Origin of the sequence: Citrobacter sp. CF971, from assembly GCF_006385635.1 — a bacterium.
Taxonomy (GTDB): Bacteria; Pseudomonadota; Gammaproteobacteria; order Enterobacterales; family Enterobacteriaceae; genus Citrobacter; species Citrobacter freundii.
In genome coordinates, this window is record NZ_CP041051.1 from 121276 (window position 1) to 136846 (window position 15571).

Annotated in this window: 11 protein-coding genes and 1 pseudogene; 5 read left to right on the forward strand and 7 right to left on the reverse strand. The window is 51.1% G+C overall.

All coding sequences use genetic code 11. From position 1 onward, the window contains the following. Window positions 1-220: 220 nt before the first annotated feature. Window positions 221-3007, forward strand: coding sequence for a DNA polymerase I (gene polA / locus E6P06_RS04080; RefSeq protein ID WP_003028623.1), 2787 nt, complete (start codon window positions 221-223; stop codon window positions 3005-3007). Between the two features lie 333 nt (window positions 3008-3340). On the opposite strand, the gene yihA is transcribed toward polA, so the two are convergent. Further along, on the reverse strand, window positions 3341-3973 hold the full coding sequence (gene yihA, locus E6P06_RS04085) for a ribosome biogenesis GTP-binding protein YihA/YsxC (RefSeq protein WP_003840416.1): 633 nt from the start codon (window positions 3971-3973) through the stop codon (window positions 3341-3343). Between the two features lie 209 nt (window positions 3974-4182). On the opposite strand from yihA, the pseudogene E6P06_RS27885 reads away from it, so the two are divergent. The 3 genes and pseudogenes from E6P06_RS27885 (at window position 4183) to hemN (ending at window position 6608) form a co-directional block, all read left to right on the forward strand. After that, window positions 4183-4368: pseudogene (locus tag E6P06_RS27885) on the forward strand (hypothetical protein). Window positions 4369-4536: 168 nt separating this feature from the next. Beyond that, on the forward strand, window positions 4537-5046 hold the full coding sequence (yihI, locus tag E6P06_RS04090; protein ID WP_003028627.1) for a Der GTPase-activating protein YihI: 510 nt from the start codon (window positions 4537-4539) through the stop codon (window positions 5044-5046). A 188-nt stretch (window positions 5047-5234) separates the two neighbouring features. Further along, entirely contained in the window at window positions 5235-6608 is a 1374-nt protein-coding gene (hemN, locus tag E6P06_RS04095; RefSeq protein ID WP_139934965.1) for an oxygen-independent coproporphyrinogen III oxidase, read from the forward strand. An 89-nt stretch (window positions 6609-6697) separates the two neighbouring features. Here the strand turns inward: hemN and E6P06_RS04100 are convergent, their stop codons facing one another. From E6P06_RS04100 to glnA, 4 genes are all read right to left on the reverse strand, one after another. Beyond that, window positions 6698-6808 carry a YshB family small membrane protein gene (locus E6P06_RS04100; protein WP_003028631.1) on the reverse strand — a complete coding sequence of 37 codons (111 nt, stop codon included), beginning with the start codon at window positions 6806-6808 and terminating at the stop codon, window positions 6698-6700. Between the two features lie 111 nt (window positions 6809-6919). Further along, window positions 6920-8329, reverse strand: a complete 1410-nt coding sequence (gene glnG / locus E6P06_RS04105) for a nitrogen regulation protein NR(I) (RefSeq protein WP_003028633.1) — start codon at window positions 8327-8329, stop codon at window positions 6920-6922. Between the two features lie 10 nt (window positions 8330-8339). Further along, entirely contained in the window at window positions 8340-9389 is a 1050-nt protein-coding gene (gene glnL / locus E6P06_RS04110; protein WP_003028636.1) for a nitrogen regulation protein NR(II), read from the reverse strand. A gap of 281 nt (window positions 9390-9670) precedes the next feature. Beyond that, a complete protein-coding gene (gene glnA, locus E6P06_RS04120; protein ID WP_003028638.1) occupies window positions 9671-11080 on the reverse strand; it encodes a glutamate--ammonia ligase in 1410 nt (469 codons plus the stop codon). Between the two features lie 380 nt (window positions 11081-11460). Between glnA and typA the strand changes: the two genes are divergently transcribed. Continuing rightward, a complete protein-coding gene (typA, locus tag E6P06_RS04125; RefSeq protein WP_003028641.1) occupies window positions 11461-13284 on the forward strand; it encodes a ribosome-dependent GTPase TypA in 1824 nt (607 codons plus the stop codon). Between the two features lie 70 nt (window positions 13285-13354). Here the strand turns inward: typA and ompL are convergent, their stop codons facing one another. Together ompL and E6P06_RS04135 are read right to left on the reverse strand one after the other, a co-directional pair. Beyond that, window positions 13355-14047, reverse strand: a complete 693-nt coding sequence (gene ompL / locus E6P06_RS04130; RefSeq protein ID WP_003028643.1) for a porin OmpL — start codon at window positions 14045-14047, stop codon at window positions 13355-13357. A gap of 66 nt (window positions 14048-14113) precedes the next feature. Beyond that, on the reverse strand, window positions 14114-15535 hold the full coding sequence (locus E6P06_RS04135; RefSeq protein WP_003028645.1) for an MFS transporter: 1422 nt from the start codon (window positions 15533-15535) through the stop codon (window positions 14114-14116). Between the last annotated feature and the right edge of the window lie 36 nt (window positions 15536-15571).

Below are 15571 nucleotides of genomic sequence, written 5' to 3' on the forward strand. Positions count from 1 at the left end.
TTTAATTCATTGAAATACATATAAAAATATTATGAGGCAATAATTGCCTTGTTATATTTAAAGAGCTGTAAATTATTTATTCACAAAGTTATCCACAGCTGTCTTTGCGAGCAAAGCAGAAGATCTACAAAAGTTTTTCGACAAATGCGGCGAAAAACTCATGTTTTCATCCTGTCTGTGGCATCCTTTACCCATAATCTGATAAACAGGCACGGACATTATGGTTCAGATCCCAGAAAACCCACTTATCCTTGTAGATGGCTCATCTTACCTGTATCGCGCATACCACGCGTTCCCACCGCTGACTAACAGTGCAGGAGAACCTACGGGTGCGATGTACGGTGTCCTCAACATGCTGCGTAGCTTGATTTTGCAATATCAGCCGACCCACGCGGCGGTGGTATTCGACGCCAAGGGTAAAACCTTCCGTGATGAGTTATTCGAACACTATAAGTCGCACCGCCCACCCATGCCGGACGATCTGCGTGCGCAGATTGAACCTCTGCATGCGATGGTAAAAGCGATGGGGCTGCCACTGTTGGCGGTTTCTGGCGTGGAGGCGGATGATGTCATCGGTACGCTGGCGCGGGAAGCAGAGAAGGTGGGTCGTCCGGTGCTGATTAGCACTGGTGATAAAGATATGGCTCAGTTGGTGACGCCGAATATCACCCTTATCAACACCATGACCAATACGATCCTCGGCCCGGATGAGGTGGTAAATAAATACGGTGTCCCGCCGGAACTGATCATCGATTTCCTGGCGCTGATGGGGGATTCCTCAGATAACATCCCTGGCGTTCCAGGCGTAGGTGAAAAAACTGCGCAGGCTCTGCTGCAGGGGCTGGGTGGGCTGGATACTCTCTATGCTGAATCAGACAAAATTGCAGGGCTGACATTCCGTGGTGCGAAAACCATGGCGGGCAAACTTGAGCAGAATAAAGAGGTGGCGTACCTCTCTTATCAATTGGCTACTATCAAAACGGATGTTGAGCTGGAGTTGACCTGCGAGCAGCTGGAAGTCCGTCAACCGGCAGCGGAAGAACTGCTTGGCCTGTTTAAACAGTATGAATTCAAACGTTGGGTTACTGACGTTGAAGCGGGTAAATGGCTACAGGCGAAAGGGACGAAGCCGGCGGCAAAACCGCAAGAAACTATTGTCGTCGATGAAACGCCTGAGGAGCCGGCTACGGTTCTTTCGTATGATAACTATGTGACGATTCTGGACGAAGCGACGCTGGAAGAGTGGATCGCGAAGCTGAAAAAAGCACCTGTCTTTGCCTTCGATACGGAAACTGACAGCCTGGACAATATTTCCGCGAATCTGGTTGGCCTGTCTTTTGCCATTGAACCGGGTGTGGCGGCATATGTTCCTGTTGCCCACGATTACCTGGATGCCCCCGATCAAATAGCTCGCGATCGCGCGCTGGAGCTGCTGAAGCCGCTGCTTGAAGATGAGAATGCGCATAAAGTCGGGCAGAACCTGAAGTACGATCGCGGTATCCTGGCGAACTATGGCATCGAGCTGCGCGGCATCACCTTTGACACCATGCTTGAATCCTACATTCTTAACAGTGTCGCTGGCCGACACGATATGGACAGCCTGTCGGACCGCTGGCTTAAACATAAAACCATCACCTTTGAAGAGATCGCCGGAAAGGGCAAAAACCAGCTGACCTTTAACCAGATAGCACTGGAAGAGGCCGGTCGTTACGCTGCGGAAGACGCCGACGTTACGCTACAGCTGCATCTGAAAATGTGGCCAGAATTACAGCAGCATAAAGGGCCACTGAACGTCTTTGAAAATATTGATATGCCGCTGGTGCCAGTTTTGTCTCGTGTTGAGCGCAACGGTGTGAAAATCGATCCGGCTGTTCTGCACAAGCATTCAGAAGAATTGACGCTGCGTTTGAACGAGCTGGAGCAAAAAGCGCACGAGATCGCCGGAGAAGCGTTTAACCTGTCTTCCACCAAGCAACTGCAAACCATCCTGTTTGAAAAGCAGGGTATTAAGCCGCTGAAGAAAACGCCGGGCGGCGCACCATCAACGTCGGAAGAGGTGCTGGAAGAGTTAGCGCTGGATTATCCGTTGCCGAAAGTTATCCTGGAATATCGTGGGTTAGCAAAACTGAAGTCGACCTATACGGATAAGCTTCCGTTGATGATTAACAAGAAGACCGGGCGCGTGCACACTTCCTATCATCAGGCAGTTACCGCAACGGGTCGCTTGTCTTCAACGGATCCGAACCTGCAAAACATCCCGGTACGTAATGACGAAGGTCGTCGTATTCGTCAGGCGTTCATTGCGCCAGAAGACTACGTGATTGTCTCTGCGGACTACTCACAGATTGAACTGCGTATCATGGCGCACCTTTCACGTGATAAAGGTCTGCTTACCGCGTTTGCCGAAGGGAAAGATATTCACCGCGCAACGGCGGCAGAAGTCTTTGGTTTACCGCTTGATTCTGTGACCAGCGAGCAACGCCGCAGTGCGAAAGCCATTAACTTCGGTTTGATCTACGGGATGAGCGCCTTTGGTCTGGCGCGCCAGTTGAATATTCCGCGTAAAGAAGCGCAGAAGTACATGGATCTCTACTTCGAACGCTACCCAGGCGTGTTGGAATATATGGAACGTACCCGCGCGCAGGCGAAAGAGCAGGGTTATGTAGAAACGCTGGAAGGTCGCCGTCTCTATTTACCGGATATTAAATCCAGTAATGGTGCTCGTCGTGCAGGTGCAGAACGCGCGGCAATTAACGCCCCGATGCAGGGTACTGCCGCAGACATTATCAAACGAGCGATGATTGCGGTGGACAGATGGCTGCAAACCGAGCAACCGCGTGTGCGTATGATCATGCAGGTACACGATGAACTGGTGTTTGAAGTGCATAAAGATGACCTCGAAAGCGTCTCTAAAAAGATCCACCAACTGATGGAAAACGAGACCCAGATTGACGTGCCGTTGCTGGTGGAAGTCGGTAGTGGCGAAAACTGGGATCAGGCGCACTAAGGGTTTACTGAATAACGGCTCTTTTTCGTAACTAAGCAACATAAGAGAGAGCTTTTTGTGATGTCCATTAGAATTCCCTATGTAAGGAATGAAAAAAAATTACAAAAAGTGCTTTCTGAGCTGCTCAAAAAAGAGTAAAGTTATTCTCGTAGGGTACAGAGGTAAGATGTTCTATCTTTCAGACCTTTTACTTCACGTAATCGGATTTGGCTGAATATTTTAGCCGCCCCAGTCAGTAATGACTGGGGCGTTTTTTATTGTGCGAAAGAAAAGTTTTGTACATGCTGTAGGCCGGATAAGACGCGCAGCGGCGCCATCCGGCAATACGGTGGGTTATTCCCCGTCCTGCATCTCTTCAATCGGTGCCAGTTCACTAAACCAGCTATCCAGTTTTTGCCGCAGTTTGTCCACACCCAGCTTTTTCAGCGATGAGAATGCTTCTACCTGCACATCACCGTTAAATGCCAGTACGGCTTCGCGTACCATATTCAACTGCGCTTTGCGTGCACCGCTGGCCAGCTTATCTGCTTTAGTCAGCAGTACCAGAACCTGAACGTTGCTCTCAACCGCCCACAGGATCATCTGTTGATCGAGATCTTTTAACGGATGACGAATATCCATCAGTACCACCAGACCTTGCAGGCTCTGACGTTTTTCCAGATATTCAGCCAGCGCGCGCTGCCATTTGCGCTTCATCTCTTCTGGAACTTCGGCATAACCGTATCCTGGCAAATCGACCAGGCGTTTGCCGTCAACGACTTCAAACAGGTTGATGAGCTGAGTACGACCTGGCGTTTTAGATGTACGCGCCAGACCCTTTTGATTCGTCAGGGTATTTAGCGCACTGGATTTGCCTGCGTTGGAACGGCCAGCAAAAGCCACTTCTATACCCGTGTCGGAAGGTAAGTGGCGAATATCAGGCGCACTCATCACAAAGTGCGTCTGTTGATAATTCAAGTTAGTCAAAGCAGTCCTCTCCATCAATCAGGGCTTTGCAGCGATTATACCTGAACCCCAGCAAAAGGCTGGTTTTTCGACGAGTGGGCAGTGTGAGTAAAAACCACGCGCTTTGTGAGACATTGCCGACAGTTTCTATACGAGATGACAGAGTAAAAAATGACAGAACTAAAATAAATCATAGAGTTATATTTGGGCGCTATTCTTAAAATCAGAAATTGTTACCCAGGTTACTTGTACGTTTAAACCAAAACGGTAAAGTAGCGTCCATAGCGAGGAAGCTGACAGGATAGACGACTCAGGATGAGGGTCAGGAGCGCCAGGAGGCGAAGACACAGGATTGTCAGGAAGACAAACGTCCGGAGACGTTAGTAAAAGGAAATGGAAACAACACGGAATGTTAGAGGCTAAGGGAAAAACAGGGTGTGTTGATAGCCAACAGGGATTGTAGAGCCCGTAAGGGTTGAGAGTCAGGAAAAAAGGCGACAGATTACTCTGTCGCCTTTTTTCTTTATTTCTGCTAGATTCCGGCGCAATTATATACTGAATAAAACAGCCAAAGACGAATCATGATGAAACCAACTTCTACACCACGCGGTAAAGGTCCTGCAAAAGCGCGTCGTAAAACACGCGAAGAAATTAACCAGGAAGCTCGCGACCGTAAGCGCCAGAAAAAACACCGTGGTCATGCGGCAGGTAGCCGTGCGTCCGGTAGCGAAGGCGCATCTGGTGGCGGAAACCAAAATAAGCAAAAAGATCCTCGTATTGGCAGCAAAACCCCCATTCCATTGGGCGTGACTGAAAAAGTCACCAAACAGCACAAACCGAAGAGTGAGAAACCTATGCTTTCACCACAGGCTGAGTTGGATTTACTGGAAACGGATGAGCGCCTGGATGCGCTGCTGGAGCGTCTTGAAGCAGGAGAGACCCTGAGCGCGGAAGATCAGTCCTGGGTTGATGCCAAGCTGGACCGCATTGATGAGCTGATGCAAAAGCTGGGTCTTTCTTACGATGACGAGGAAGAAGAGGAAGAAGAAGAAAAGCAGGAAGACATGATGCGCCTGCTGAAAGGCGGCAACTAACGGTTTTACACCGTGGGTCTTCCCGTCCTGCTTATAACCCTTCCGGTTATATGTTATCTGGTGTGGTTATTCGTTAAACTACAGCGGTTGTCGCGGCGACAGAAGTGGCTGCGCAACCGACTTATCACCCGTACTGGGGTTAAGTCGGTACGCCGTACCCGCCAGAGACGCCATCGGAAGGAGTGAGCATGTCAGAGCAGTTTATAGACTGGGACCTGGCCCTGATCCAGAAATATAACTATTCCGGGCCACGATATACCTCGTACCCGACCGCGCTGGAGTTTTCTGAAGACTACGGCACTGAAGCATTTCTAAAGGCCGTGGCGCGTTATCCTGAGCGTCCTCTCTCGCTGTACGTTCACATCCCGTTCTGCCACAAGCTGTGTTATTTCTGTGGCTGTAACAAGGTCGTGACTCGCCAGCAGCATAAAGCCGATCAATACCTCGATGTCTTAGAACAAGAAATTATTCATCGCGCACCGCTGTTTGCCGGACGTCATGTCAGTCAGCTGCACTGGGGCGGCGGCACGCCAACGTATCTGAATAAAGCGCAAATCAGCCGTTTGATGTCGCTGCTGCGTGGCAACTTTAACTTTAACGACGACGCCGAAATCTCGATCGAAGTGGATCCGCGTGAAATTGAGCTGGATGTGCTCGATCATTTACGCGCTGAAGGTTTTAACCGCCTGAGCATGGGGGTGCAGGACTTCAATAAAGAAGTTCAGCGCTTGGTGAACCGTGAGCAGGATGAGGAGTTTATCTTTGCGCTGCTGAATCATGCGCGTGAGATTGGCTTTACCTCAACGAATATCGATCTGATTTATGGTTTGCCAAAACAGACGCCGGAAAGTTTCGCCTTTACCCTGAAACGCGTTGCTGAGCTGAATCCAGACCGACTGAGCGTCTTCAACTACGCGCACCTGCCGACGCTGTTTGCCGCTCAGCGCAAGATTAAAGACGCCGACCTGCCCAGCGCGCAGCAGAAGCTGGATATCCTGCAGGAAACCATTTCTTCACTGACCGAAACCGGTTATCAGTTCATTGGTATGGATCACTTTGCTCGGCCGGATGATGAGCTGGCGATTGCTCAACGCAAGGGTGTGCTGCATCGTAATTTCCAGGGTTATACCACCCAGGGTGATACCGATCTGCTGGGAATGGGCGTGTCAGCCATTAGTATGATTGGTGACAACTACGCGCAGAACCAGAAAGAGCTGAAGCGCTATTATCAGCAGGTTGACGAGCAGGGGAACTCACTGTGGCGCGGAATTGCCCTGACCCGCGATGACTGCATTCGTCGTGATGTTATTAAGCTCCTGATCTGTAACTTCCGCCTCGACTATGCCGCTGTGGAACAGCAATGGGCTCTGAACTTCGCTGACTATTTTGCCGAAGACCTGAAACTGCTGGCACCGCTGGCGAAAGATGGGCTGGTGGATGTGGATGAGAAGGGGATTCAGGTTACGCCGAAGGGGCGCCTGTTGATCCGTAATATTTGCATGTGCTTTGATGCCTATCTGCGGCAGAAAGCACGCATGCAGCAGTTCTCCCGCGTCATTTAACCGGGTTACCCGGTGGCGCTACGCTTACCGGGCCTACACGTCGCAATAATCTGTAGGCCGGATAAGCGTTAGCGCCATCCGGCGCGCCTTCAGCTGAACAGCCCAACCAGCGCCGCACACAGCACTGCGGCAACCGCAGTTTGTGGCGTATGGCTTTCGACCGCACCGCTCGACAGCAGATTAATCATTGATTCCAGCATGATGACTTCCCCCGTTTGCCGGGCACGATCATACTTAACTCATCGGAACAGTAAAGCGCAAAATAGCAGCAATTTGCGCTCAATTATCAATCTTTACACAGTGACGAATCGTCACTCCATTCCGAGTTCTTTTAACTTACGCGTCAAGGTATTACGGCCCCAGCCAAGCAGGCGTGCGGCTTCCTGTTTGTGCCCCTGGGTATGACGTAGCGCGGTGGTCAACAGCGTGCGCTCCATTTCCGGTTGAGCCTCAGAAAGCAGGTTTTGATGACCGGAACGCAAGGCCCGGTCTGCCCACTGTGCCAACAGGGTTGCCCAGCTGTCTGGCTGCATATGGGACGGTGCGTCAGGCACGGTGGTTTCAAACAGCTCGGCTGGTAAGTCCTGAATCAGTACTTCCTGGCCGGCGGCCATGACGGTTAACCAGCGGCAGGTGTTCTCAAGCTGACGCACGTTACCCGGCCAGGCCAGACGGGTCAGCGCCGCCTCGGTCTCCGGGTGTAATTGTTTGGCTTCAACCCCCAGTTCGTGCGCGGCCTCCTGCAGGAAATGGCGCGCCAGACGTGGGATATCTTCCCGACGTTCACGCAGCGGCGGCAAATGCACGCGGATGACGTTCAGACGATGGAATAAGTCTTCGCGGAATTTGCCTTCCTGTACGCGTAGTTCCAGATTCTGGTGCGTGGCGGCGATAATACGTACGTCCACCTTCACGGGCGCATAGCCGCCAACGCGGTAAAACTGTCCATCGGCTAATACGCGCAATAAACGCGTTTGCACGTCCAGCGGCATATCACCTATTTCATCGAGAAATAGCGTACCGCCGTCGGCCTGTTCAAAGCGCCCCTGACGAATGGTATTCGCCCCGGTAAACGCGCCTTTCTCATGACCAAACAGCTCAGATTCGATCAAATCTTTTGGGATTGCCGCCATGTTCAGGGCGATAAACGGCGCTTTGACGCGCGGGCTATGGCGGTGCAACGCATGGGCGACCAGCTCTTTACCGGTCCCGGACTCCCCGTTAATCAATACGCTGATTGACGATCGGGACAGGCGGCCAATAATGCGAAAGACGTCCTGCATTGCCGGCGCTTCGCCGATGATGTCAGTTGTTGGGCCGTTTATCTGAACATTGCGCGGCTGCTGCTGTTCCTGATAATGGCTGATGGCACGTTCGACCAGCGCCACGGCTTCATCAATATCAAAAGGTTTGGGCAGATAATCAAACGCCCCTTGCTGATAGGCGCTGACGGCAGCATCCAGATCGGAGTGCGCGGTCATTATGATGACCGGAAGCATCGGATGCCGCTGTTTAATCTGTTTTAACAGCGTCAGACCGTCCATGCCCGGCATGCGAATATCCGACAACAGTACGTCAGGCGTTTTGCTGGCCAGCGCGTCCAGCACCTCTTTACCACTTTCAAATGTGGTACAGCTTAGCCCTGCCCCTGCGAGCGCACGTTCAAGCACCCAACGGATGGAACTATCGTCATCAACGACCCAGACTATTCCTCGTTGCATAAACGTCACCTTATTTCCTGATAGGCAGGTAAACCGAGAACTCGGTATGACCCGGCCAACTGGTAAATTCAATTTTGCCGGAATGTTGATCAATTAAATTGCGGGCGATGGATAATCCAAGCCCGGTACCGCCTTCGCGACCGCTGACCATTGGGTAGAACAGCGTGTCCTGCAAATGCGAGGGAATACCCGGACCGTTGTCCTCAACATCAATCCGTGCCGCCAGGCGATAACGTACGCCGTGCAGCGTGAGCTGAAACGCGGTGCGGGTACGCAGAATGATCTCACCGCCTTCCGCTCCCAGCGCCTGCAAAGCATTGCGCACGATGTTTAACAGAACCTGCTCGATCTGGTCCGGGTCGTGCAGTAATTCGGGCAGACTCGGGTCGTAATCACGAATCAGCGTGACGTTTTCCGGGAGCTCCATTGAGACCAGCGCCACCACGCGCTCCGCCACCTTGTGAATACTTTCCGTGACATGCATGCCAGGCTGTTGTGGTCCCAGCAGACGGTCGACCAGATTACGCAGGCGGTCGGCCTGCTCAATAATGACTTTGGTATATTCGGTCAGCGCCGGGTCCGGAAGCGCTTTACTGAGTAGCTGCGCTGCGCCGCGTAATCCACCTAAAGGGTTCTTGATTTCGTGCGCCAGACCGCGCACCAGATCGCGGGCGGCAATCTGCTGGGCGTGCTGGAGCTGCTCCTGACTCAGACGGCGCTGGTTATCCATTGGCGCCATCTCCAGCAGGATAAGGCCATCAGGCAGCCTCTGAGCGGTCACTGACAGGATATGTGAGTGGCTGTCTATCACCAGCGTCACTTCGTTATCCGTAAAGCCCTGGCCTGCTTCCAGGCTCTCTCGCATCAGTCCGATGTTTAAGGAGAAATAACTCAACAGATCGGGAAGCGGTGTACCAAACAGTTTGCGGGAGCTTTGGGCGAGCAGCTGCTGTGCCGCCGGATTGGCGTAATGTACCGCCAGCTCATCGTCGACGAGCAAAATGCTGTTGATTAAAGAATTGAGGATCTGCCCAGCATCGGGCAGCGTGCCGGTTGCCATTCAGCAGTCTCCTGAAAAGTGTTGCACCAATTTAGTGCATTATAGCTTTTTACATCAAAAAAGCGCGAGAAAGCAGGTTGTTAGTGGAGAAAAAAGCCCATCCTGGGATGGGCTACAGATGACTGGCAAACGCAGATGCCGGATGGCGGCTTTGCTTTATCCGGCCTACAAGGTGATGTTACCGGTAGGCCTGATAAGCTTGCGCCATCAGGCGTCCTATCATTCGCCATCGATCTCAAGCCTGCCTGAGCAGGCTAAAAGTTCCACGGCAACTCAAACGATTAAACGCTGTAGTACAGCTCAAACTCTACCGGGTGCGGAGTCATACGCACACGGTCATCTTCTTCGCGACGCAGCGTAATGTACGCATCGATCGCTTCATTGGTGAACACGCCGCCTGCAGTCAGGAACTCACGGTCCAGATCCAGTTCTTTCAGTGCTTCTTCCAGAGAACCAGCAACCTGTGGGATCTCTTTCGCTTCTTCTGGCGGCAGGTCGTACAGGTTTTTGTCCATGGCTTCGCCCGGGTGGATCTTGTTCTTGATGCCGTCAAGACCGGCCATCAGCAGTGCTGCGAAGCACAGGTATGGGTTAGCAGCCGGGTCCGGGAAACGCACTTCAATACGACGCGCTTTCGGAGAAGCAACAACCGGAATACGGATAGAAGCAGAACGGTTACGCGCAGAGTAAGCTAGCATTACCGGCGCTTCGTAGCCTGGGACCAGACGCTTATAGGAGTTGGTGGTCGGGTTAGCCAGGGCGTTGATCGCTTTAGCGTGCTTGATTACACCGCCGATGTAGAACAGCGCCTGCTCAGACAGACCCGCATATTTGTCGCCAGAGAACAGGTTTACGCCGTTCTTGGACAGGGACATGTGGCAGTGCATACCGGAACCGTTATCACCGAACATCGGTTTTGGCATAAAGGTCGCGGTTTTACCGAAACGGTGCGCAACGTTGTGCACGACGTATTTGTAGATCTGAATTTCGTCCGCTTTTTTGGTCATGGTGTTAAAGCGGGTCGCGATTTCGTTCTGGCCAGCGGTCGCCACTTCGTGGTGATGCGCTTCAACAACCAGGCCCATCTCTTCCATGATCAGACACATGGTAGAACGGATGTCCTGAGAAGAATCTACCGGAGGAACCGGGAAGTAACCGCCTTTCACACCAGGACGGTGACCTTTGTTACCACCTTCGTATTTGGTGGAGGAGTTCCATGCGCCTTCGATGTCATCGATTGCCACGTGGGAACCGGAAATAGACGCGCCGAAACGGATGTCGTCAAACAGGAAGAATTCTGGCTCTGGCCCGAACAGAACGGTGTCTGCGATGCCGGTAGAACGCAGATACTCTTCAGCGCGTTTTGCGATGGAGCGCGGGTCGCGGTCATAGCCCTGCAGCGTACCCGGTTCCAGGATATCGCAACGGATGATCAGGGTAGACTCTTCATAGAACGGATCGATGAGTGCAGTAGACGCATCTGGCATCAGAACCATGTCTGATTCGTTAATGCCTTTCCAGCCACCGATTGAGGAGCCGTCAAACATTTTGCCTTCTTCAAAGAATTCGGCATTTACCTGATGAGCAGGAATAGTGACGTGCTGTTCTTTACCTTTGGTATCAGTGAAGCGCAAATCAACAAACTTCACTTCGTGTTCGTTCAGCATCGTCAAAACGTGTTCAGCGGACATACTTACTCTCCCGGATTGGTCATGGTCGTCGTGGTAACGAAGTCTTCAATTCTGCAAAAAATTGGCCGTGTCGCCGTAAAAAATATAAAGCGAAATCTGTGCCAACTTTTAAATTGCCCCTAAAAGGCGTTATCATGCGCACTATCGTGCAAAGGGGCTGCACCATGAAGGTTGTATTGCACCATTATAGTGCTTTAATGTGAACATTAAGCACCATGTTGGTGCAAGGCATGTCAGATTACCCCTTTTAACGCTCCGTGAATGTGATCACAAAGAAACTCTGCAATACTTGTTTGCGGAGGATGTTTGTGATCCTGTTTTGTACTGCGATTAATCCGTGTACAATAACGCGCTATTTCTAAAATGCCTGAGGCAAAGTTGTGATCGAAAATTTGCGTAACATCGCCATCATCGCGCACGTAGACCATGGTAAAACGACCCTGGTAGACAAGCTGCTCCAACAATCCGGTACGTTCGATGCACGTGCTGAAACCCAAGAGCGCGTGATGGACTCCAACGATTTGGAGAAAGAGCGTGGGATTACCATCCTCGCTAAAAACACCGCTATCAAATGGAATGACTACCGCATCAACATCGTTGATACCCCGGGGCACGCCGACTTCGGTGGTGAAGTTGAACGTGTAATGTCCATGGTCGACTCCGTGCTGCTGGTGGTGGATGCAATGGATGGTCCGATGCCGCAGACGCGCTTCGTGACCAAAAAAGCCTTTGCCCATGGCCTTAAGCCAATTGTTGTTATCAACAAAGTTGACCGTCCTGGCGCGCGTCCTGACTGGGTTGTTGATCAGGTATTCGACCTGTTCGTTAACCTCGACGCTACCGACGAACAGCTGGACTTCCCGATCGTTTACGCTTCCGCGCTGAACGGTATCGCAGGTCTGGATCACGAAGATATGGCTGAAGACATGACTCCGCTGTATCAGACTATCGTTGATCGTGTACCGGCTCCGAACGTAGATCTTGATGGCCCGCTGCAGATGCAAATCTCTCAGCTGGACTACAACAACTACGTTGGCGTAATCGGTATCGGCCGCATTAAACGCGGTAAAGTTAAACCGAACCAGCAGATCACTATCATTGATAGCGAAGGCAAAACCCGTAACGGTAAAGTCGGTAAAGTTCTGACTCATCTGGGTCTGGAACGTATCGAGAGCGATATTGCCGAAGCCGGCGATATCATCGCGATCACCGGTCTGGGCGAACTGAACATCTCCGACACCATCTGCGATCCGCAGAACGTCGAAGCGCTGCCGGCTCTGTCCGTTGATGAACCGACCGTAACCATGTTCTTCTGCGTAAACACCTCTCCGTTCTGTGGTAAAGAAGGTAAATATGTTACCTCTCGTCAGATCCTTGACCGCCTGAACAAAGAGCTGGTGCACAACGTTGCGCTGCGCGTTGAAGAAACCGAAGATGCGGATGCGTTCCGCGTATCCGGTCGTGGTGAGCTGCACCTGTCTGTTCTGATTGAAAACATGCGTCGTGAAGGTTTCGAAATGGCGGTTTCCCGTCCGAAAGTTATCTTCCGCGAAATCGATGGCCGTAAACAAGAGCCGTTCGAAAACGTAACGTTGGACGTCGAAGAGCAGCATCAGGGTTCTGTCATGCAGGCTCTGGGTGAGCGTAAAGGCGACTTGAAAAACATGAATCCAGATGGCAAAGGCCGCGTACGTCTTGACTACGTGATCCCAAGCCGTGGTCTGATCGGCTTCCGTTCAGAATTCATGACCATGACTTCCGGTACCGGTCTGCTGTACTCCACCTTCAGCCACTACGACGATGTTCGTGCGGGTGATGTGGGTCAGCGTCAGAACGGCGTACTGATCTCTAACGGCCAGGGCAAAGCAGTTGCGTTCGCACTGTTCAGCCTGCAGGACCGCGGTAAGCTGTTCCTGGGCCACGGTGCTGAAGTTTACGAAGGCCAGATCATCGGTATTCACAGCCGCTCTAACGACCTGACTGTAAACTGCCTGACCGGTAAGAAACTGACCAACATGCGTGCGTCCGGTACTGACGAAGCAACGGTTCTGGTTCCGCCGGTTAAGATGACTCTGGAGCAGGCTCTGGAATTCATCGATGACGACGAACTGGTAGAAGTTACCCCAACCTCTATCCGTATTCGTAAGCGTCACCTGACTGAAAACGATCGTCGCCGTGCAATGCGTGGCGCGAAAGAAGAGTAATTAACGCTCTTTCTCAGGTAAGCATAAAAAAGCCGCTGATTATCAGCGGCTTTTTTTATCATCAGCAGTATCAGAAGAAATACTTTGCCCCAACACGAATCTGGTTTTGTTCGCGATGATAGGGTTCAACATTGCGATCTAACCAGCGTAATTCCAGGTAGGGCAACCAGTGTTCATTGATCCGATATTTAAAGGTATTGGTAATTTCCCAGTGATGATCTTTTCCGTTGCTGCTATTGAAGTCATTGACTCGCATAAAATAGTGCGGTTCAAAGGTATAGGAAAATTTATCGGTAATGGCAAAGTTCCAGTAGTTACCTATTTCATAGGTATCATTATTATCCAGGTCACCGTTCAGGTCGGTTGAACTGTAGTTATTATGATTATATCGATTACGCACGGTAAGATTAAACCATGGTGTAAATTTATAGTTAACATCCAGATAAACAGCACCGCCAGAACCAATACTCTTATCGTTTATTAGCCCGCCAGGTTGGATTGTTAATTTATCTGTCGGTTTAAATAACGGATACCAGCCCTCTATTTCGTTATAGCCGTGTTTTAGCTCATCCTTGCGTTGCATCGTGTAGGTGTTGGTGAGCATGATGCCCGCACCCATATCAGAGTTATAGCCGACGCGCATCATGACCTCTATTTGGTCGGATGCCAGGTTGTATGCTTCGCGGTTTTCTACATAGGCTCCAGCGAAAGCAGAGGTTGATACCACAGAGGATAAGAAAATTATTGTCGTTAATTTTTTCATGATAAATCCATTTTTTAAGCGTAGGGAGGCCGCCATCCATTTGGATGGAATAGGCGGCTATTATTTTTATACGTTTACAGCAGAGGTATTCTTTTTATTGGTAATAGGGTCCGGTTGGATGTTGTTTTTCTTCCGTTGGCTGATTTCCTCAATAATAAAAGCAAAACGTGTTTCGTTGAGTTTATAAAAGAAGCCCATTGTGAGTGCTGCAATAATCGCAAGTCCGCAAGGCCAGAGAAAAATAAGTTGACGCAAACCGAGCAGGGTAGCATCGCTCTGGGCTATGTTGGGGATATAACCGATTTGTGTCAGCATAATCCCAGGCAGGAAGCCTGCGAGCGCCGCGGAAATTTTGCGCGAAAAGGTATAACCCGTATATACCGAGCCTTCCGCACGGATCCCCGTCTTCCATTCGCCATAATCGACCGTATCCGGAACCAGCGCCCAGTTCAGGCTGTTAACAAAAGCGGTTCCGAAGAAGGCCATGCAAGAAAACATCACGAATAAAAATGACGTGCTGCCCCAGAAAAAGTTCAGCACATCGCCGATTGCCCATAGCGCCAGACCGCCGAGGTAAACCTGTTTTTTACCGAAGCGTTTTACAGCTGTGGGAACCAGCAGTACCCCAACCAGAATGCATCCCATGCTGAAGAAACCCATCCACGACAGCAGATGTATATCGTTCAGCACGTACTGGGTGTAATACACCTGAATTGCCAGCTTAATGTTGAATGCCGCCAGCGTGCACAAGTTGGCAACACATAGCACCAGTAGTGGAGGGTTACGGAAAATGGCGCAGAACGATTTGAGAATACTGGGTTTATGGTGATCCGGCACGATTTCGATATAGCGTTCCTTCACACCGCTAAAGCACCACCACATACTGAACAATCCGCAGACAGAGAAGAGCAGTGCGGCAATCAGATACCCCAGCGAAGGCGAACTGACAAATAGCGCCTGAATCGGCATAAAGCCAACGGTACACAGTAACAGGCCTACGGTAGCGCCGCCCTGACGCCAGGCGGCGAGCTGAGCGCGTTCATGTGGATTTTTAGTAATTGCAGGCACCATCGCGCCGTAGGAACAGTTCATCAGGCTATAGAACAGGCCGAACAGCATGAACAACACCGTTGCCAGCCCCGTTTTCACTGTTAGCGTAAATCCTGTCGCTAAAAACTGTGCGCTGGCGACGACGGCGACAGGAAATGACGCATACAAAATAAAGGGTCTGAATTTCCCCTTTGCGCCAATATTACGCCTTGAGTCCAGCAACACGCCGGTCAGAATATCGGTGAAGGCGGTGAAGAACTTCGCCACCAAAAAGATAATCCCACCGTACCAGGCCGGCATCCCTAGTTCATCGGTATAAAATTTAAGCAGATACAGTGTGCCGATACACAGCATCAAATTTGAGCCGAAGTCACCCACTCCGTAGGCGAATTTTTCACGCAGGCTCAGTTTTAGCGTTAGCGGATCATGAAAAGACATAATCGCTCCTCAATAGCGCCCCGTAGAGCGCTATTC

Coding starts and splice junctions, on each gene's coding strand:
- polA (WP_003028623.1), top strand. CDS start 221: ATGGTTCAGATCCCAGAAAACCCACTTATCCTTGTAGATGGCTCATCT.
- yihI (WP_003028627.1), top strand. CDS start 4,537: ATGAAACCAACTTCTACACCACGCGGTAAAGGTCCTGCAAAAGCGCGT.
- hemN (WP_139934965.1), top strand. CDS start 5,235: ATGTCAGAGCAGTTTATAGACTGGGACCTGGCCCTGATCCAGAAATAT.
- E6P06_RS04100 (WP_003028631.1), bottom strand. CDS start 6,808: ATGCTGGAATCAATGATTAATCTGCTGTCGAGCGGTGCGGTCGAAAGC.
- glnG (WP_003028633.1), bottom strand. CDS start 8,329: ATGCAACGAGGAATAGTCTGGGTCGTTGATGACGATAGTTCCATCCGT.
- glnL (WP_003028636.1), bottom strand. CDS start 9,389: ATGGCAACCGGCACGCTGCCCGATGCTGGGCAGATCCTCAATTCTTTA.
- glnA (WP_003028638.1), bottom strand. CDS start 11,080: ATGTCCGCTGAACACGTTTTGACGATGCTGAACGAACACGAAGTGAAG.
- ompL (WP_003028643.1), bottom strand. CDS start 14,047: ATGAAAAAATTAACGACAATAATTTTCTTATCCTCTGTGGTATCAACC.
- E6P06_RS04135 (WP_003028645.1), bottom strand. CDS start 15,535: ATGTCTTTTCATGATCCGCTAACGCTAAAACTGAGCCTGCGTGAAAAA.